Annotated in this window: 21 protein-coding genes; 17 read left to right on the top strand and 4 right to left on the bottom strand. The window is 35.2% G+C overall.

Going from position 1 to position 20,856, the window contains the following annotated elements:
• Window positions 1-143 precede the first annotated feature (143 nt).
• Window positions 144-1,004: an RNA polymerase sigma factor RpoD/SigA gene (locus tag G7Y57_RS12470; protein WP_165024517.1), complete on the top strand. Its 861-nt coding sequence runs from the start codon at window positions 144-146 to the stop codon at window positions 1,002-1,004.
• 48 nt (window positions 1,005-1,052) lie between these two features.
• Here the strand turns inward: G7Y57_RS12470 and G7Y57_RS12475 are convergent, their stop codons facing one another.
• The 4 genes from G7Y57_RS12475 to mtaB form a co-directional block, all read right to left on the bottom strand.
• A complete protein-coding gene (locus G7Y57_RS12475; RefSeq protein ID WP_165024521.1) occupies window positions 1,053-1,676 on the bottom strand; it encodes a DUF4294 domain-containing protein in 624 nt (207 codons plus the stop codon).
• Window positions 1,677-1,749: 73 nt separating this feature from the next.
• Entirely contained in the window at window positions 1,750-2,778 is a 1,029-nt protein-coding gene (locus tag G7Y57_RS12480; protein ID WP_165024524.1) for a glycosyltransferase family 2 protein, read from the bottom strand.
• On the bottom strand, window positions 2,775-3,689 hold the full coding sequence (locus tag G7Y57_RS12485) for a lysophospholipid acyltransferase family protein (protein ID WP_165024525.1): 915 nt from the start codon (window positions 3,687-3,689) through the stop codon (window positions 2,775-2,777). Before G7Y57_RS12485 ends, G7Y57_RS12480 begins: the two co-directional genes overlap by 4 nt.
• A complete protein-coding gene (gene mtaB, locus G7Y57_RS12490) occupies window positions 3,686-4,996 on the bottom strand; it encodes a tRNA (N(6)-L-threonylcarbamoyladenosine(37)-C(2))-methylthiotransferase MtaB (RefSeq protein WP_165024527.1) in 1,311 nt (436 codons plus the stop codon). Before mtaB ends, G7Y57_RS12485 begins: the two co-directional genes overlap by 4 nt.
• 174 nt (window positions 4,997-5,170) lie before the next feature.
• On the opposite strand from mtaB, the gene G7Y57_RS12495 reads away from it, so the two are divergent.
• The 16 genes from G7Y57_RS12495 (at window position 5,171) to G7Y57_RS12570 (ending at window position 20,856) form a co-directional block, all read left to right on the top strand.
• On the top strand, window positions 5,171-6,838 hold the full coding sequence (locus G7Y57_RS12495; RefSeq protein ID WP_165024528.1) for an AMP-binding protein: 1,668 nt from the start codon (window positions 5,171-5,173) through the stop codon (window positions 6,836-6,838).
• A gap of 154 nt (window positions 6,839-6,992) precedes the next feature.
• Window positions 6,993-7,211: a hypothetical protein gene (locus tag G7Y57_RS12500; RefSeq protein WP_165024530.1), complete on the top strand. Its 219-nt coding sequence runs from the start codon at window positions 6,993-6,995 to the stop codon at window positions 7,209-7,211.
• Window positions 7,212-7,436: 225 nt separating this feature from the next.
• Entirely contained in the window at window positions 7,437-8,297 is an 861-nt protein-coding gene (locus tag G7Y57_RS12505) for an ABC transporter permease (protein ID WP_165024531.1), read from the top strand.
• Between the two features lie 20 nt (window positions 8,298-8,317).
• On the top strand, window positions 8,318-9,577 hold the full coding sequence (locus tag G7Y57_RS12510) for an ABC transporter ATP-binding protein (protein WP_165024533.1): 1,260 nt from the start codon (window positions 8,318-8,320) through the stop codon (window positions 9,575-9,577).
• Window positions 9,574-10,872, top strand: a complete 1,299-nt coding sequence (locus tag G7Y57_RS12515; RefSeq protein ID WP_165024534.1) for a glycosyltransferase — start codon at window positions 9,574-9,576, stop codon at window positions 10,870-10,872. Before G7Y57_RS12510 ends, G7Y57_RS12515 begins: the two co-directional genes overlap by 4 nt.
• 37 nt (window positions 10,873-10,909) lie before the next feature.
• Window positions 10,910-11,863 (top strand): glycosyltransferase family 2 protein, encoded by a 954-nt coding sequence (locus G7Y57_RS12520; protein ID WP_165024536.1) that lies wholly within the window; start codon window positions 10,910-10,912, stop codon window positions 11,861-11,863.
• A 15-nt stretch (window positions 11,864-11,878) separates the two neighbouring features.
• Window positions 11,879-13,006, top strand: coding sequence for a glycosyltransferase (locus G7Y57_RS12525; protein WP_165024537.1), 1,128 nt, complete (start codon window positions 11,879-11,881; stop codon window positions 13,004-13,006).
• Window positions 13,007-13,011: 5 nt separating this feature from the next.
• Window positions 13,012-13,965, top strand: a complete 954-nt coding sequence (locus G7Y57_RS12530) for a glycosyltransferase family 2 protein (RefSeq protein ID WP_165024539.1) — start codon at window positions 13,012-13,014, stop codon at window positions 13,963-13,965.
• Window positions 13,962-15,179, top strand: coding sequence for a glycosyltransferase (locus tag G7Y57_RS12535; RefSeq protein WP_165024542.1), 1,218 nt, complete (start codon window positions 13,962-13,964; stop codon window positions 15,177-15,179). The genes G7Y57_RS12530 and G7Y57_RS12535 overlap by 4 nt, the downstream gene beginning before the upstream one ends.
• Window positions 15,180-15,183: 4 nt before the next feature.
• Window positions 15,184-15,972, top strand: a complete 789-nt coding sequence (locus G7Y57_RS12540; RefSeq protein ID WP_165024544.1) for a glycosyltransferase family 2 protein — start codon at window positions 15,184-15,186, stop codon at window positions 15,970-15,972.
• 4 nt (window positions 15,973-15,976) lie between these two features.
• Window positions 15,977-16,813: a glycosyltransferase family 2 protein gene (locus G7Y57_RS12545; RefSeq protein ID WP_165024546.1), complete on the top strand. Its 837-nt coding sequence runs from the start codon at window positions 15,977-15,979 to the stop codon at window positions 16,811-16,813.
• Window positions 16,814-16,824: 11 nt separating this feature from the next.
• Window positions 16,825-17,679, top strand: coding sequence for a glycosyltransferase (locus G7Y57_RS12550; protein WP_165024549.1), 855 nt, complete (start codon window positions 16,825-16,827; stop codon window positions 17,677-17,679).
• 4 nt (window positions 17,680-17,683) lie between these two features.
• The gene (locus G7Y57_RS12555) at window positions 17,684-18,799 is read left to right on the top strand and encodes a DegT/DnrJ/EryC1/StrS family aminotransferase (RefSeq protein ID WP_165024551.1); all 1,116 of its coding nucleotides are present in this window, start codon (window positions 17,684-17,686) and stop codon (window positions 18,797-18,799) included.
• Window positions 18,796-19,506 carry a WbqC family protein gene (locus G7Y57_RS12560; protein WP_221412131.1) on the top strand — a complete coding sequence of 237 codons (711 nt, stop codon included), beginning with the start codon at window positions 18,796-18,798 and terminating at the stop codon, window positions 19,504-19,506. The genes G7Y57_RS12555 and G7Y57_RS12560 overlap by 4 nt, the downstream gene beginning before the upstream one ends.
• A gap of 5 nt (window positions 19,507-19,511) precedes the next feature.
• Window positions 19,512-19,988: a GNAT family N-acetyltransferase gene (locus G7Y57_RS12565; protein ID WP_165024554.1), complete on the top strand. Its 477-nt coding sequence runs from the start codon at window positions 19,512-19,514 to the stop codon at window positions 19,986-19,988.
• Window positions 19,981-20,856 (top strand): glycosyltransferase, encoded by an 876-nt coding sequence (locus tag G7Y57_RS12570; RefSeq protein ID WP_255491436.1) that lies wholly within the window; start codon window positions 19,981-19,983, stop codon window positions 20,854-20,856. The genes G7Y57_RS12565 and G7Y57_RS12570 overlap by 8 nt, the downstream gene beginning before the upstream one ends.

Genomic DNA, 20,856 nt, shown 5'->3' on the forward strand with positions numbered 1-20,856 from the left:
TAACGATCAAGAAAAAGCTATCTCAAGAACATCTGTTAATTAAAATACCTAGTTAAATAAAAGGGGGCTGACACTGTCGTTCTTATTCAAAAATTCACTATATTTGCAAACATTTTGGGATGCATAAAATTATATATCTATAGATGAGGCAGTTAAAGATTACAAAGTCGATCACTAATCGCGAAAGTGCGTCGTTAGACAAGTACTTACAAGAAATTGGACGAGAAGACTTAATTACAGTTGAAGAAGAAGTTGAATTAGCTCAAGCTATCAAAAAGGGAGACAGGGCTGCTTTAGAGAAACTTACACGAGCAAATCTAAGATTTGTCGTTTCTGTTGCAAAACAATATCAGAACCAAGGATTAAGTTTACCCGATCTAATTAATGAGGGAAATTTAGGTCTGATAAAAGCCGCAGAAAAATTTGATGAGACAAGAGGTTTTAAATTTATCAGTTACGCAGTATGGTGGATTCGTCAATCTATTTTGCAAGCGTTAGCTGAACAATCTCGTATTGTACGTTTACCTCTCAATCAAGTAGGTTCTCTAAACAAAATCAGCAAAGCATTTTCTAAATTTGAACAAGAGAATGAGCGCAAACCTTCGGCTGAAGAGTTAGCCGAAAAACTGGATATTCCGGTTGACAAAATTTCGGACTCACTGAAAGTCTCGGGACGACACATTTCTATGGATGCTCCTTTCGTTGAAGGAGAAGACAACAGTCTATTGGATGTGCTTGTAAACGATGACGCTCCGATTGCCGACCGTTCGTTGATGAATGAATCGCTCCAACAAGAGATTGACAGAGCATTATCAACTTTGACAGAAAGAGAAAGTGAAATCATTAAGATGTTCTTTGGACTTGGGTATCAGGAAATGACCCTCGAAGAAATCGGTGATAAATTTCAATTAACACGAGAACGTGTACGTCAAATCAAGGAAAAGGCAATTAAACGTCTACGTCAAAATTCGCGAAGTAAACTATTGAAAAGCTATTTAGGCTAAATTTCAATTAGAAATAAACTGAAGAGTTGGAGAAATCCAGCTCTTTTTTTATTTAAAGTTATATGTGGTAGAGTAATAATAATCGACTGTCCCCTCCTCTATTTGTATCACAATATCTTCTATTGCTCTGTCTTTACCCAAAGGATCGTATTCCGTCTTTAAACTATTCCCAAAGATACCGGCAAAAGTATTATAAACTCCGGCCTTAAAACTACCGACTAATGATTTTACAATATTATAGGATGATGTATTGCATTGTCTATCGATGAGTTTAATCAGTATCTTACCCTGACTACGACTCATCTTCTTCATCTTGGGCTTATAGGTATCCATCATATGTTTTTGAACCACTTCAAGATGCTTTTGCTTAGCTTTTTCGTCAGGGATAGTCTGCATGTATTCATAAGTTTCAATAATAGAACCAGCTATCATTTTAGCATAAGGATAAGTTGCCTTTACATCTCTCACAAGCTTGGTATACTCTTCCCTATCTTTTTTGTTTTTAAACTTATATGGGGCAAATACATGTACAGGGCGTAATTGCACAACAGCGATAGTATCACCCTCATATATAGAGTACATATCCAGATATGTTTTCACCCCCTCCTGCCCTTTCACCGTATTCCATGAAAAGATAAGCAATAGACACGATATAAATACTAATCGCTTCATATTTAATATAGAAATTAAACACTCAAATATACAAGAAAAAAATAACCAGAATAGAAGTTTTAGTAAATTTTATCTAGCAGAATTTCTGCAACCTCGAAAAGAACTTATTACCTCTGAAATAGAAATCAGCAAGTATGCTTTTAGGGTAAATAGTTTTAAGATTACTTTGGGTCGCCTTCTCTAAATTTTCTCTCCTAGCTAAAGTGTATGATTGCTTTATCTGTCTAAATTCTTTATGAGCAGCGTGCACAGCTTTAGCATTAGGCATTTTACCCGTCAATGCATATTTCAATGCTGCAATGTAGTCCAATAATATTCGTTTATTTAATACTCTATCTATCGAATCTTCGGGAAGGTTCTTATAAAGCATCAATAAATTATTTCTAAAATTGAGAAAGGTTTTACGTGGGCTTTCTTCCGAAAGTGTAGCACCTCCTACATGATAAACCACAGATGATGGTATACAAACAATGCGTTTTCCTCGCGAGTTTAGCCGCCAACAAAGATCAATTTCTTCCATGTGAGCGAAGAAAGTAGCATCAAACCCTCCCGCATCGAAAAAATCCCGGGCACGAATCACCATGCATGCACCTGTTGCCCATAGCACATCTGTTATAGTATCGTACTGACCTTTATCTTGCTCTATTTCTCCAAATATGCGTCCTCTGCAAAAAGGATAGCCATATTTATCTAAAAAGCCTCCCGCTGCTCCTGCATATTCAAAATACGACTTATTTCTCTGTGCTAACAATTTAGGTTGAGCAGCAACAACATCTTCATTAACATCTAAAAAATCAACAATAGGCTGTAACCAGCCCTCTCCTACTTCCACATCGGAATTTAAGAGAACAAAATATTTGGCTTCAATCTGTTTCAATGATTGATTATAACCATCTGCATAGCCATAGTTTTCGGGTAAAACGATTCGCCTTATTTGTGGGTAAGTCTCTTTAAGGAAACCAATAGAATTGTCTGTCGAGCAATTATCCGCAACAATAATCTCTACGTCATCCGACAGTGTATATTGAATAACCGACGGTAGAAACTGCTCTAACAATTTCACACCATTCCAATTTAATATTACAACTGCGGTTTTAATCATCTATGTTGAATTGATTCTACTTCCTGACGACTTCTTTTCCAGCGTTTATGTGTCCAAAGCCAATAGGCCGGATAACGAAGAATCGTTTTTTCCATTGCCCTGATATATCTTTCTGTTATAACAAATTCGGGTTCATCCTGAGGCTTATCTGTTAACAAGCGGATAGTTGCTTTATAATATCCTCGTTTTAATTTCTGAACATCAAGATAAAAAACTATAAATCCTGTTTTCTTAGCAATACGCTCCACACCCGTAAACACAGGAGTGTCCTGATTCAGAAAATTAGTCCAATAGTGAATATTATTAACCGATGGCGTCTGATCGGCCATAAAGCCTATCAGCATTTGCTTATTTTCCCTTTTCTTTTTGATGATAACCCTCAGTGTATCACTTTTGGGTATTCCTAACGAACCGAAACGGCTTCGTATCTTAAGGAACAAATCATCAAAAGCTTTATTTTTAAGAGGTTTGTATATCTGTGCTAGAACCTCTCCATCTACAAAATTCAGATTGAGAGATGGCACCCACTCCCAATTGGCATAATGCCCCATAAACAGCAAACCCGATTTGCCATTTTTCATGTATTCTTTCACCAGCCCAACATTCTCGAATTGTAAACGTTTCTGCATTTCCTCATCGGAGATATGCAAAAGCTTAACTGTTTCAAAAAAATAATCGCAAAAATGATGATAAAACTCCTTTTCTATAACTAGACGCTCTTTCATCGTCTTGTCGGGAAAAGAACCTGCCAGATTCCGGCGTACAACCCTCTTTCTATATCCGACAATATTATATACAATAACATATAAAACATCAGATAAGACATATAGGAACTTTAATGGAAGCAGGGCATGCAAATACATCCAAGCATATACAATATAATAAAGAATATTATTTAATAGTTTCTTCATTTTTCGACTAGAGCTGTTTTTGCATTGTTGAAATTGCCTAAAGTTATAATTTTTATTTCATTTGCCTGATTTATATCGAAAGGGACTTCTACTTTCACATAATTTTCGGTAAAACCATACATAACATCATCATATTGTGCATGCTCTAATAAAACTTTGCGTTGGGTACCTTGCTGCGACTGATAAAAAGTTTGTAATTTCTGATCCGACAAATCCAATAGAATTTTACTGCGTGTATGCTTCGTTTTAGGATCAACCTCATGGTCGATCTTCAATGCTTGTGTATTCGGACGTTCAGAGTATGTAAAGACATGCAATTGTGAGAAGTCCAAACTTTCAAGAAATTGTCTTGCTTCTTCAAAATACTCGTCCGTTTCTCCACGAGTACCCACAATTACATCTACACCAATAAAAGCATCGGGTATAATTGATTTTATTTTCTCAACCTTATGACGGAACAAAGCTGTATCGTAGCGACGGCGCATCAATTTAAGTACCGCATCGGAACCCGATTGTAATGGAATATGGAAATGGGGAGCAAATCGCTTAGAACTTGCAACAAAATCGATAATCTCGTCAGTCAGCAAATTCGGCTCAATTGAAGATATCCGATAACGTTCAATACCTTCTACCTCATCTAGAGCTTTTACCAAGTCGAAGAACGTTTCCCCTGTTGTACGTCCAAAATCTCCGATGTTTACGCCTGTCAACACGATCTCTTTTCCTCCTTTAGCGACAACCTCCTGAGCTTGCTCCACTAAACTATCAATTGTTCCGTTACGGCTCCGCCCTCTAGCGAAAGGTATAGTACAAAACGAACAAAAATAATCGCACCCATCTTGCACCTTAAGAAAATAACGTGTTCTGTCGTCTTGCGAACAGGAAGGTACGAATGATTTTATATTATTTGTTTTAGATGTATGTATTACACCTTTATCTTTTTTCTTTAGCTCGTCAAGATAAGCAACAACATCCAATTTCTGTTCCGATCCTAATACAATATCCACCCCTTCTATGCCTGCAATATCTTCAGGTTTGAGCTGTGCGTAACAACCCGTTACAATCACATACGCGCCAGGGTTTTCTTTAATCATCTTTCGAACAGCCTGACGGCATTTCTTATCGGCCAATTCCGTTACCGAGCATGTATTTATTATACAAATATTAGCCACTTCCCCTTCTCTTGCCTTTCTTACACCTACGGAGTTCAATTGCTTTCCGATAGCAGATGTTTCAGCAAAGTTTAGTTTACAGCCGAGAGTGAGATAAGCAGCAAGCTTATTTTCAAATATAGAGTTATCAATCATTATTATGTATAGTCCTAAATAAATATTGAGTGGGGTAATGTGCAGTTATAATATATAAACCATTACCCAAAAGCCTACAAAATTACATAATTGTCTCAACTTTACATAGAGAATACTTGGAGATTATGTTAAGAGTATTTATTTTTGCACAAATTCACTAAAAATGAGCAATCGATGATCGATAAAAATTTTGTAAAACTTTACGAAGACAGCTTCAAATACAATTGGGATCTTCCGGCACTTTCCGACTATTCGGAACAAAGCACGCTTTATTATAAAGATCTTGCAAAAGAAATTGCACGTGTCCATCTATTACTGAAAGGAGCAAATATAAAAACAGGAGATAAAATAGCGCTCATTGGCAAAAACAATATACCATGGTGCGTTAGTTATTTAGCTGTTATACACTATGGGGCTATCATAGTTCCTATATTACAGGATTTCCATGCTGACAATGTACAGCATATTATCAATCATTCGGAAGCAAAACTGTTATTTACAGGCAACCAAATATGGGACAACCTCGATGAAGATCGATTGCCACTGATAAGAGGTGTATTTTCAGTAAATGATCTCAAATTTAATTGTTTGTATGAACAAAAAGGCGAAAGACTATCATCTATAGCCTCCTCTCTTGAGAGCCTTATGGCAGAAAAGTATCTGAGTGGCTATTCTCAAGGTGATGTGAAATACGCAGAGGTGGATAATTCGGAGGTTGTTCTCATTAATTATACATCAGGCACTACGGGCTTCAGCAAAGGAGTTATGCTGACAGCAAATAATCTGGCGGGAAATATAACTCATGCTCATTATCTACAACTTCTCTTTAGAGGACAAAACATTGTATCCTTCCTTCCTTTAGCCCATGCATACGGATGCGCATTCGAGTTTTTATACTCGCTGAGCGAAGGTTCACACACAACATTACTAGGCAAAACTCCATCACCCAAGATTCTCACCCAAGCCTTTGCGGATGTAAAACCAAATCTCATTATTTCTGTTCCACTTGTTATAGAAAAAATATACAAAAAAGCCATTCTTCCCAAAATAGAAAAACCAGCCATAAAAGCTGCATTAAAAATACCAATCCTCAAAGATCGGGTATATGCTAAAATCAGGCAAGGACTAATGGACGCACTTGGCGGTAACTTCCACGAAGTAATAATTGGTGGTGCTGCACTGAACAAAGAAGTTGAAGCGTTCTTACATAAAATTAAGTTTCCTTTCACCGTAGGTTATGGCATGACCGAATGCGGACCTTTAATTTCTTACGATCATAATTATGATTTTATCCCCACTTCGTGTGGCAAGGTATTAGATAATATAATGGAAGTAAGGATAGATTCTGCCGATCCATATAATATTGTAGGCGAGATTCAGGTAAGAGGAGAAAATGTAATGAAAGGTTATTATAAAAATGAAGAGGCGACCAAAGCTGCATTTACGGAGGATGGTTGGCTTAAAACAGGTGATTTGGGAACAATAGACCGCGACAATCGTATATTTATCAGAGGCCGGTGTAAAACGATGCTACTTGGACCTAGCGGACAAAATATATTTCCGGAAGAAATAGAAGCAAGACTGAACAACATGCCATTCGTTATGGAAAGCCTTGTTGTGGAACGAAGCGGTAAATTAGTAGCACTTATTCACCCTGATTATGAATCGATGGATTCAGCTCAAATAGAACAAAATATGCTTCCTGAGATAATGGAAGAAAATAAACGCACTTTGAACAAATTACTAGCCAGCTACGAAAATATAGCATCAGTACAAATATATGCCAGTGAATTTGAGAAGACCCCAAAGAAAAGTATTAAGCGATATTTATATGAAAACTAGGGCTTCTCAGAACTAAAATAAGAAAAAAAATAAAAAACATTAAAAAAAATACATTTGTGTTATATAACATATAATAAATATGTGTATATTTGCATCGTGTTATCAATAAAATAACTCGAATACATTTACCGTTTAAGTTAAATAGAAAAGAAAAATGAAAAAATTAGTATTATTCGCTGTTGCTGCTATCGCAATTACTTTCGCATCTTGTGGAAACAATGCTGCTCAAAACGCAGAAGAAGCTGCTAAAAAAACTGCTGATTCTCTAGCTGTTGAAGCTGCAAAACTTCAAGAAGCTGCTGCTGCTCAAAGCGATTCTTTAGTTAACGCTGCTGACTCTCTTGTACAAGAAGTTAAAGCTGAAGTTAAATAATAGAAGCAAAACAGCCTTAATGGTTATAACCTGTATGAGTTACTCATATAGGTTTTTTTAATTTATACAAAACCATTCAATGCCAATATTCGTTGTATTTGAACAGACTTTACAAATATTCAGATAAAAAATAACTACCTTTACATAAAGATTGGCTATCGTCAAGTCAGTAGCTCAGAACAAACTCGTAAGCACAAAACATTCTAACAAATTATTATTTATTTAATGGAAGTAGAAAAAGAACACTGGGATATAGAGATAAAACCGAGAGGCTGTAATTTCTCGCTTAATCTCAAAGAAGTTTGGCAATATAGAGACTTGCTACAAATGTACATCAAGCGAGATATTGTAACAATGTACAAGCAAACAGTTCTTGGACCTCTATGGTTTATTATACAGCCACTATTCACAACAGTTATGTACATGTTTGTATTTGGTGGAATTGCGAACATACCAACAGACGGCTTACCTCAGATGCTATTTTATCTAGCCGGAATCCTTTGCTGGAGCTATTTTGGAGATTGTTTGGGCAGAGCCTCCGGAACTTTTTCTCAAAATGCAGGTGTATTCAGCAAAGTTTACTTTCCTCGCCTGGTTGTTCCCATTTCTGCTATAACCTCTAACTTAATCCGCCTAGTAATACAATTAGCTATTTTCTTGATTGTCTACTTCTATTATATATACAACGGAGAAAATCTACAACCTAATTCGACATTATTCTTATTACCTCTGCTTATTTTAATGTTAGCAGGTCTAGGGATGGGATTTGGAATTATAATTTCATCTTTGACGACAAAATACAGAGACCTTGCCATATTATTTGGCTTTATTACTCAGCTTTGGATGTATGCAACTCCCATTATATATCCTTTATCGGCTATACCACCCAAATACAGTGGAGTAAAATGGATAATAGAATTAAATCCTCTTACATCAATTGTTGAAACTTTTAAATACAGTTTTACCGGAGCCGGAACATTTAGCTGGTTTTCACTAGCATATAGTTTCATTTTTACAATTGTAGTCGTAGTAATCGGCTCATGGATGTTCAACAAAATTGAACGGAAGTTTGTTGATGTAGTATAATCTAAAAGGAACAAGAAATAATGTCTGATATAGCAATAAAATTCGAAAATATTTCTAAACAATACCGCCTTGGCACAATTGGCACAGGAACTATTAGTCACGACCTGAACAGATGGTGGCATGTGGTTAGGGGTAAAGAAGATCCCTATCTCAAAATTGGCGAAGTGAATGATCGCTCGTCGAAGGCTACCAGTGACTATGTATGGGCGCTCAGAGATATAAGTTTTGAAGTTAAACAGGGAGAAGTACTTGGTATCATTGGTAAGAATGGTGCCGGAAAATCTACTCTTCTAAAAATTCTATCGAGAGTAACGTCTCCTACAACTGGCACAATTAAAGCAAAAGGGCGTATTGCTTCACTTTTAGAAGTAGGCACAGGCTTTCATCCTGAAATGACAGGCCGGGAAAACATATACATGAATGGTTCTATCATGGGGATGACGAAGGCAGAAATCACAAGAAAACTGGATGAAATAGTTGACTTTGCCGGTATTGAAAAGTACATAGATACACCGACAAAGCGTTACTCATCGGGAATGACTGTAAGGTTAGGATTTGCTATTGCCGCCCATCTAGAACCGGAAATACTTGTAGTCGATGAAGTTTTAGCAGTAGGTGATGCAGAGTTTCAGAAGAAAGCTATAGGTAAAATGCAAGATGTATCGAAGGGTGAAGGTAGAACGGTGTTGTTTGTGAGCCATAATCTTGAGGCAGTAAGAGAATTATGTTCAAAGTGCATACTGTTAACATCCGGAAGTGTTGCTTTTTCTGGAGAAACAGATGATGTTCTAAATGAATATATCAGATTATCTAATGAAGATAAAGCAGGTGAAATATTAGTAAAGAAAGACAATTTCACTTTTCTCGGATTCAATAATAATGAGAATAGTTTGCGTAATCTTAAGATAGACGATGATATCAATTTAGAATTAAAGTTCCAAACGAAAGAAGATTGGAAAAATGTATTTATTGATATAAGTATCCGAAACAAAAAGGAGCAAATGATAATAGATAATAAAGCAAAATTCATCTCGCAAGGGATTGATTTCAAAGCAGGTGAGACTTCTATTGTTTCATACACTGTAAAAAAACCATATCTAGCCCCTGGAGACTATTATATTACACTATACATTTATAATAAAGATGGAAGAATTTATTGGCATGAACTTATTCCACTATTAACAATAAATAGCACAAATACATACGATAATGCACAGACAATCCTTCTTGATGATGTGAAAGGAATTATACTTCCCAATTTCAAAATTGAGAAAACATGAAAAAAATACTCATTATAAGCCCTGATATACCTTATCCTCTAACCAAAGGAGGAAGACAGGGTGTTTTTCATTTTATAGACAAGCTAAGAGATAGATATGATATTTCCCTTTTATTTATTTTAGAGAATATTGATAAGGAATCGTATATTGAATTAAGCTCCCTATGGAATAATGTGACGTTCTATCCGCTAGAACGGCCTGCCATTCAAGAGAGAAAAGAATCGTTATTTTCCAAGCTATATAATTTACCTTATAAGGTTAAGGATAAAATAATGTATTATTCTAAAAAAAATGATACAGATAAAGTAAGTAATTCTGATTTTGTAAGAGACAACAGCACTTTGAATAGTTCTTTAGTGCTTGTGCATTCAAAAGAATTTATAGACTATGTAACAAAAATAGCAACACAGGAATTTGATATAATACAAGTTGAATTTTATCCCCTACTATCTCTGGTACACATACTACCTGCTAATGTTGAAAAAATATTTATTCACCACGAACTACGGTATGTAAGAAATGAAATAGAGATGTCTTTTTTCCAAAAAGTAACCAATTGGGATAAATATGTATTCAAATCATCAAAATTATTCGAGATAGAAACCTTACGACTATACGATAAAATTGTAACAGTTACGGATATAGATAAACTAAAACTGGAACAAGAACTTGAAGGAAAACCTATCTTCGGCTCCCCATTAATGGTTAATATGCCTGAAGACAATCTCACCTACAAATATAAATTTAATAATAAACTGACTTTTGTAGCGAGTGCAACACACTTCCCTAATTATGATGGCATTAAGTGGTTTATTTCGAATATTTGGCAGCAGGTATATAAAAAGCATCCTGAATTAGAACTGCATATAATTGGCGGTGGATGGAATGCCGAAATGTTCCAAGATATAGAGCTCCCTAAGAACATCTTTTTTGACGGATATGTAAAAAATTTAAAAGATATACTACCTAACTCTATTTCAATCATCCCAATAAGGATAGGAAGTGGAATGAGAATGAAAATTATAGATGCTGTTAATTTCAAAATACCTTTTATCACAACGAGTGTTGGAGTAGAAGGACTGGATTTTATTAATGGAAGAGACTGCCTTATTGCAGATGATGCCAACAGCTTTGCCCAACATATAACGGATTTAACTAAAAACGAATTATTACAGAATAATCTCATTTTGAGTTCTCATAATACGTTACGTAATATGTATAACGAAGACATCTTAATAAATAAAAGAATGCTTGTTTACGAAACAAGCATACCTGATAAAGAATTCGGTAAATAAGTATATTAGATAGTACAAAGTTTAAATAGAAAAAATAATGATATCGGTTATTCTTCCCAATTATAATCATGCTGCTTTTCTTAAGCAAAGAATTGATTCTATACTAAATCAAACTTATAAAGATTTTGAGCTTATTATATTGGATGATAAATCGCCCGATAACAGTAAAGATATCATAGAACAATATAGAGGAAACGAACATATATCACACATAGTATACAATGACGTAAACACTGGATCTACATTTAAACAATGGAATAAGGGCATCCAGATTGCAAAAGGTGAGTATATCTGGATTGCAGAGAGTGACGACTGTGCTGACAATAATTTATTACAGACTTTGGTCACAAACATCCAAAAAGATAAAAATATTTTCATTTCATTTTGTCAATCTTTTGAAATAAATGGACAGAATGAAATCGCTGGAGATTGGATATTCAGAACTCAGGATATGGTTGATTCTGAAATATTTAATTCTGATTTTACAATGAACGGCCAGGAGTTCATTACTAAATATTTAATAGAAAGAAATGTTATTCCGAATGCGAGTGCTGTTTTGTTCAAAAAAGAAGAATTCTCTAAAATAGGAAACGTTCCATCAAATATAGGCTTTGCCGGCGATTGGCTGCTATGGCTGCAACTCCTATCGGCAGGGGATATCGCTTATTCTCATCATAGGTACAATTATTTTAGAAGACATGATAAAAGTGTAGTTGTATCAACAACAAATAAGAAAATATTTTTAAAAGAATACGAACTAAAGATGCGATTCGCATATCAGAAGTATATGAATCGACACAATAAAATCACACATTTGATTAAATTAAATAAAAAATATATCGAAAGTAGTTCTATTCTGGAGGCACGATTTTTATGGAATAATAAGAAATACATAAAAGCTCTGAAATATTACTTATTCTCGATCCGATACTCTAGTGATTTAGTTCAAGTATTACAGCGTGGATTTAAATATGTATTTAGCAAAAAATAGTTATTTTTATTAATAATGATAAATATAGCCCACATATCTCCCAATCAGAATGCATATTCTGAGACCTTTATTCAAAGCCATAAAAAGCATTTTAAAGGTAATGTCAGTTTCTATTATGGAGGAAGCCACCCTCAATATTTGGAAGGAGAGGGTTTAATTCCCACTAAAAATAAGGTTAGATTAGAATTCTATATAAAAAGACTCCTGTCTAAAGAAGTATCCGCAGACTTCTTTAGAGAGAAAGCTTTGATAAACTCTTTCAAAGAAAAGAAAATAGATGTTGTATATGCCGAATTTGGCTTGACCGGCGTTGCAATGATGAATGTTTGTAAAAAACTAAGAATTCCTCTGATCGTAAACTTTCATGGATACGAAATTTCGGTAACTTCTTTAGTTGAAGAATATAAATACAGATATATCGAACTTTTTCATTTTGCGACAGCAATCATAGCTGTCTCTAAGGTAATGCAACAGCGATTAATAGATTTAGGATGTCCTCCTGAAAAAATAACATATACGCCATGCCCACCTGACAATTCTTTTTTTGATATTGTCCCTGATTATTCTGGAGAGATATTTTTGGCCATTGGACGCTTTACTGAAAAAAAAGCTCCATACTATACAATCTTAGCGTTTAAGAAAGTGTTAGAGAAACATCCGACAGCACAGCTTTATTTCGCTGGCGATGGGCCCTTATTTGAAGTCTGTGTAAACCTAGTTCGCTATTTTAAGCTACAGAATAATATTCATCTGCTTGGTAGTCGTCCCCATCAAGAATTATTTCATTATTATTCTATTGCGAAAGGTTTTATACAACATTCAATCACAGCTATGAGTGGTGATATGGAAGGGACTCCGGTAGCAATACTGGAAGCATCTGCAGCAGCGCTACCAGTCGTATCTACAAAACATGCCGGAATTCCTGATGTTATTATTAATAACGAGACCGGCCTGTTGGTTGATGAACACGATGTAGACCAGATGGCGGATAAGATAATCTATTTGATAGAGAATAAAGAAGTTGCTGAAGCAATGGGTAAAGCTGGTCGCCTGAACATAAAAGAAAATTTTTGTTTAGACATCCATATGAGTAAACTTAACAAAGTGATACAAAATAGTATTCATGACAAATTAAAAATATAATCAAAATGGAATCTCATATGTTAGCTCCCATAGTGCTGTTCGTCTACAATAGACCGACACACACATTGCAAACATTAGAGGCTTTGGCAAACAACTCTCTTGCTAAGGATTCCATCCTCTATATATATGTTGATGGTGCAAAAACAAATGCAAATGTAGAAACAATAAAGAGAATTGAAGAGACAAAAGATATCATCAAACAGAAACAATGGTGTAAAGAAGTACATATTATAGAATCGGAAGAAAATAAAGGGCTAGCCAATTCTATTGTAGAGGGAGTGACTGATATTGTCAATAAATATGGTAAAATAATAGTATTAGAAGATGATATTGTAACATCACCCGGCTTTTTGAAATACATGAATGATGCATTAGATTTATATGAGAACAAAGATCGTGTTATGCACATATCAGGCTTTGTCCCTGTGACATCAGGCGCTGATAAATTGCCGGAAACCTACTTTCTACGTTTTATGAGTTGCTGGGGATGGGCCACATGGAAAAAAGATTGGAGTGAATTGATTCTCGATACAGACTTTTTATACAAAACAATACCTCATCAAAAAGATTATTCGGCGTTCAATCTAGAGGGTGCCACTAATATGTTTTCACAAATAGAGGCTAACCATAATGGAACTCTCAAAACTTGGGCTATAAAATGGTATTCCACTATTTTTCTTAAAAAAGGGCTATGCCTTTACCCCCGCTATTCTGTTGTAGATAATGTCGGGATCGATGGAAGTGGCGAAAACAGTGGTAATGCACAAGATTTGTTTAAGGTAAGTCTGGCTCAATCAGTTGATGTTAAACCAATAAAGATAGAGGAGAATCTGTATGCTAAAAAATATTTAAAGAGATTCTATATTTATGGGAGAGATTCGTCTTTCAGAAAACGATTAATTCGTTCTATAAAAAAAACATTCCTTTTCAAGGTATATAAAAAACTTAGATACCAATGAAAGTCGTACACGTTTCAGCATCTGCCACCGGAGGAGCAGGACTTGCAGCCTACCGATTACATCTAGCTATGGAAGATATAGATGAAGTAGATAGTTATTTTGTGCAAAAAGCCGATACCAGCAATGAACAGGCAGCCAATAATACCTATACAGTACCGGAGAGGCATTCTATACCTTACAGAATACTAAGAAAGCTAAGACTTACTCCTGAATATGTAAATCAGAAACGAATACCAAAGTTCTCGAATAATTATCAATACGAGATAGCTACGTTCCCGACAACATCGTACAGAATAGAAGATTTCCCACTGATTAAAGATGCAGATATAATTCATTTGCATTGGGTAGCCGATTTCCTGAACTATCCAACTTTTTTCAAGAAAGTGAAGCAACCTATTGTATGGACACTTCACGATAAGAACCCATTTCACGGATTATTTCATACAGAAACAGACGAGGCTGCAAATAAATCCACGTATGGAAATTTAGATGCTCAGATTTTAAAGAGTAAGGAAGAATATATACATCAAAATAATAATATACATATAGTTACGCCATCAGATTGGCTAAAAAAGAAATCGGAAAACAGCCAAATATTTAAACAATATCCTCATTATCTGATACCCAATAGTATCGATCTATCGAAGTGTAATATTAATAGAAAGGAGGCCAAGAAAGAGTTAAATGTGAATAATGGACTAAAAACTCTGTTCTTCATCGCCCATTCGATAGATATACCTCGCAGAGGCTTTTTCCTCTTGCGTGACGCTATAGAAAAACTTGGATATACCAATTTCAATCTGATTACGCTAGGTGGTGATAGAATTGATATTAACAGTAATATTAACCACATTCATTACACAACCACTCATAACGAAACATTGATAAATACTATTTACTCAGCATCCGATCTGATGGTACTGCCAACAATGGAAGACAACCTGCCTAACGTGATGCTTGAGTCGTTTGCAAATGGAACCCCCGTTCTTAGTTTTAGCAATGGAGGTATGGCGGAACACATAAAAACAGGTGAGAACGGCATCCTTATCGACAATATAAGTGTAGAATCTTTAACCGACGGACTTAAAGATTTTCTAGATAATAAGTATACCTTTGATGAACAGCTAATAAGAGATTATGCGGAAGAGCATTTTTCACCTAAATTACAAACAGACAGATATATAAACTTATATAAGAATATACTGAATAAATAGACACATGAAGCTATCGATCATTACCATAAACTACAATAATGCACAGGGATTGGAAGATACAATCAAGAGCATTATTTCTCAAAGTTCGCAAGACTTTGAGTACTTGGTTATAGATGGCGCTTCTACAGATAGCAGTGTCGATATTATAAAAGATTATGCTGAGAATATAAGCTATTGGGTCAGTGAACCCGATTCAGGCATATACAATGCCATGAATAAAGGCATTAAACAAGCCAAAGGCGAGTATCTCTTATTTGTAAACAGTGGTGATATACTACTCAATGATGCTAAAATAGATTGTGTAATAAGCCATGCAAGCGGAGAAGATCTAATCTATTATGATATTGATATATTTGATATTGATAACAATACCCATAGATTAAAGACATATCCCGATTTTCTAGATTTCAAATATTTTGTTTCAGACTCGCTACCCCACCCTGCGACTCTAATAAAAAAAGAGCTCTTTGATAAACATGGTTTCTATTCCGAAAATATAAAAATCATTTCCGACTGGGCCTTTTTTATGGATGTCGTTTGTCTTAAGGCGTGCACATATAAACACATAAGCGAAAGCTTTTCGTCTTTCAGCTCGGGAGGTATTAGTTCACAAACAGAAAATCAAAAATTGATACTGGCAGAAAAAGGTAGGCATATCAGTTTGAACTATAAGCTCTATGAAAGCATTTATAAAGAATGGCTTTCGAACAGAGAAGAATTATATAAACTAAAAGTTGCTGCAAGTGTTAGATTCTTAAAGAAGTTAGGACTGTTAAGATGGTTAAAGTTATAAGAATATGAATCCTAAAATATCTATTATAGTTCCTTGCTACAACCAAGCCGCGTACCTATCTGAAACATTACAATCTGTTTTAGACCAAGAGTATGCTGACTGGGAATGTATTATCGTGAATGACGGATCGCCCGACAATACGGAAGAGATTGCGATGCAATGGTTCGAAAAAGATAGTCGATTCAAATACTTTTATAAAACAAACAGCGGTGTGTCGGATACCCGCAACTTCGGTATACAACAGGCCACAGGAGAATATATACTACCATTGGATAGCGACGATAAAATAGGTCCGCGCTATATCAATGAGGCTCTAGACGTATTCGATAAAAATGCTAATACCAAGTTGGTTTACAGCAATTCGCTCTTGTTCGGGACAAAAAATGACAAAATAATAGCACATGAATTTGATTTCAAAAGATTGCTTTTCGAGAATTATATTTTTTGCTCGGCAATATTTCATAAAGCTGATTTTCTAAAAACATCAGGATATAATTCGAATATGAAACACGGGTTGGAAGACTGGGATTTCTGGCTTACATTTCTAAAGAAAGACGATGTTGTAATAAAGCTAAACGACTTCCATTTCTCCTATCGGATTAAAGATATATCAAGATCGCAAGCTATCGATATTGAGAAAAACGAATCTTTATTATTACAAATATTCAAGAATCACACGGAATTATATCTCAGTTATGTAAATCCAATCAGAAACTATATAGAAGCCAATTATTATAAAGAACAAGAACAGGTATATAAACGCTCTAACGAATACAAAATCGGATATATTATTTGTACACCTATCAGAATAATCAAGAAAATATTGAAACGAATATTCTAAAGTAATATATAATGAAACTGAATGTCTTATTAATAACATATAATCAAGAAAAATATATTGAACAAACAGTAGAAAGTATTCTGATGCAAGAAACTACTTTCACTTTCAATATAATTGTGGCAGATGATTGCTCATCTGACTCAACGCTTGATATTATTAAAAGATATGCAGATAATAATAAAATAGAATTTCATTTTCTCCCCAAAACAAATAACTTAGGCTTTGTAAAAAATTATCAGCGAGCGTTCGATGCTTGCGATGATGAATATATAGCCATTATGGAAGGTGATGATTATTGGATAAATCCTTTTCATCTTGAAAATCATGTGACGTTTCTAGATCAACATCCGGAATGTTCGATGAGCTTCAACAGACATTTACGGTTATTTGAAGATCAGAAGCGTGAAGAGATTTTCGAATGGGACAATGAAAAAGATTACGAATATATTTCGACAGAGCAGATGGCATTGGGCAACCGCATTGGCAATCTATCGTGCTGTGTCTTGAGGAATGAATTTATAAAAAAACTTGATCCTAAATTATTCAATCTCGAATTTGCAGACTGGTTACTTGGTATGATTATGGGGCAATACGGTCCCCTAGCCTATCTGAAAGAAGTAACATCAGCATATCGCATTCACGACAACGGACAATGGTCGAGAATGACAGATAAAGAACAAGGTGAAGCTATTATTGCTGCCATCGATATTTATGATAAAATACTCAACTACAAATACACAGAAGTATTTAAACAACATAAAAAAAGAATAAACATCGGTCTCTACGGAGATAAATCGCTAAGAGGACAGATAAAAAGTATTACACCCGAAAGTATACGGAAATTATACCGACGAATTATAAAATAAAGATATGAGCAAAAAGATATATGTAACACAACCTGCGCTTCCCCCATTGGATGAGTTTATCCCTTATCTCGAAAAAATATGGGATAACAAATGGCTTACCAATAATGGTCCATTTCATCAGGAATTTGAAAAAGAACTAGCAGAGTATCTGGGTGTAAAACACATCTCTGTTTTCTCTAATGGTACATTGGCTTTGATTACTGCATTGCAAGCCTTACGTATTACAGGTGAAGTTATTACCACCCCATTTAGCTTCGTGGCAACTACACATTCGCTATGGTGGAACAACATCAAGCCGGTATTTGTAGATATAGACGACAAACATTTCAATCTCGATCCGCAAAAGATAGAAGCAGCCATCACGCCGCAAACAACAGCTATCATGCCGGTACACGTGTATGGAAACCCATGTAATGTAGAAGAAATACAGCGAATTGCCGATATTTATGGGCTTCGTGTTATATATGATGCCGCCCATGCTTTCGGTGTAAAGAAAAACGGTGAATCTATTTTGAATTGGGGCGACCTGTCTATACTTAGTTTTCATGCAACAAAAGTGTATAACACGGTTGAAGGTGGAGCGATTATCTGTCAGGATGAAAAAACAAAACAACGCATAGATCTCCTTAAGAACTTCGGATTTAAAGATGAGGTTACCGTCATAGAACCAGGTATCAATGCCAAGATGAATGAGATACAAGCAGCTTACGGCTCACTACAACTAAAATATGTAGACAGTTATATTGCCAAACGCAGAGAAATTGTAATGCTGTATAACAAACTACTGAAAGATATCAAGGGTATCCAAGTAGTTGATGAAATGGACAATGTAGCTCATACTTACGCCTACTACCCGATATTAGTAAATACGCTGGAATATGGTATAAGCCGCGATGATTTGTATTACAAATTGCAGGAACATGATATAATAGGAAGACGTTACTTCTACCCACTTATAAGTGATTTCCCTACTTACAGAGGATTACCTTCGGCTAAAACAGATAACTTACCTGTAGCGACTAAAGCAGCTAAGGAAGTTATTTGTCTACCGATATATCCCGAACTGGAGTTGAGCGATGTAGAAAGAATATGTAGTATAATTAAAAGTTACAAGCTGTGAGATTAGGCATAATGCAACCTTATTTTTTCCCTTATCTGGGATATTTCAGTTTGATTAAGCATACTGATAAATTTATACTGTTCGATCCTGTGCAGTTTATCAGACATGGCTGGATAGAAAGGAACAGGACGTTGAAACAAAACGAAGGTTGGCAATATATTCAGGCACCATTGGTAAAATACAGCCAAGATACACTAATCAAGGATATTGAGATAAATAATAGTACCGATTGGAAAGGTAAAATATTGGCGCAGTTGCAACATTACAAAAAAAAGTCGCCTTACTATTTTGCTACGATAAAAGTCCTTAACGATATTTTCAGTGAAGATTTTAATGATATAGTTTCGTTCAATTATGTATCGCTGAAAAAAGTTTGTGAATATATTGGAATAAATACACCGATTGAGATTTTCTCGAAAATGAATCTCGAAATAGAACCTGTCAATGCCCCCGACGAATGGGCACTGAATATATGCAAAGCGATAGGAAATGTTGACGAATACTGGAATCCGATAGGAGGAACATCTTTCTTTGACAGGGATAAATATGTGAAAAATAATCTCATATTGAAATTCCAGAATATGAAACTGGATGAATATAATCAGAATAGAGATACTTTCGAACCTGGTTTATCGATCATCGATGTTATGATGTTTAATTCTCCGGAAGAAATAAACAGAATGCTGGATAATTACGAATTAGTGTAAAGAATATGCTTGAAACAACGCTGATACATTTAGACAGATCCTCAAAAAGCAGTACAGAACTAGCAGGTTATTACAGGCTATTAGACAGTTCATTCGAACCGCCATTGAGTTCGTATGTCAATATAGATACCTATGCCGATAAGTTGGTTAATAATGCTTATGTAGCTATTCTCAAGAGCAAAGATGAGTTTGTAGGTCTTTTTGCTGTATATATTAACGACAAAGAAGGAAAAATAGCCTACATATCGTCGCTTGCAGTGATGGACAAATTCAAAGGATCGGGCTATTCTAAATACCTGATGGATGAAGCTGTAAACACGGCAAAACAAGCAGGCATGCAAATGGTGCGTTTCGAAGTAAAAAGTACATATGACCGTGCAATTAAATTTCACGAAAAATATGGGTTTAAAAGAAGTGATGAAAAAGCGGTAGACGATTCTACTTTCTACATGTATATGCCTCTAAGTGAAAATAATGATTAACGAGAAAGACATAATGGTATCGATCTGCATGGTTACTTACAACCATGAGAAGTTTATTGCAGAAGCAATAGATAGTATCGTTATGCAACAAACAAATTTCCGTTTCGAACTTATAATCGGTGAAGATTGCGGTCCTGACAAAACAAGAGAGATTTGTATCACTTATCAGCAAAAATATCCGGATATTATTAAACTTAATTTTCAGGATAAGAATGTCGGCGCTCAACAAAATTTCATGAATACCTACAATCTTTGTAAAGGTAAATTCATAGCTTTATGCGAAGGTGACGACTACTGGACAGATATGCACAAACTGCAAAAACAAGTCGATTTTCTTGAGCAACATTCCGATTTCGTGATGTGTGCCCATGCCTCTCAAACATATATGGATGGAGAATTTAGGGATTGTACGATTGATAAATCAGTACTGACATTCGACGATATTATAGCTGAAGACTGGGGTATAATGACAGCATCCATCCTTTTTAAGAAAGAAGCTTTTGATGTTCCTGCATGGTTTACTAAAATAAGAAATGGAGATTTCGGGCTTCAATTACTATTATCTATAAAAGGGAAAATAGGCTATTTGTCCGACAATATGAGCGTCTATCGTCAACATCCGGGCGGTATATCTGCAACACTGCAACCACTGAATCAAGCTGCATGGCTTAGTTATTTACTGTATGAATTCGATAAATATACCAATCGGAAATACAAAAAGCAGATCAGAAAAAGAATAAAAAGAATGTATAACAAACAGATTTACTTTGCTAAATATTATCATCTCCGCAAAGCAGCAGTTATACTTACTTTGTTCCAAATAATAAGTCCGGTAATTCCTTTTGCAATAAAAGACCTACGAAAATAA

The organism is Dysgonomonas sp. ZJ279 (assembly GCF_011039205.1).
GTDB lineage: Bacteria > Bacteroidota > Bacteroidia > Bacteroidales > Dysgonomonadaceae > Dysgonomonas.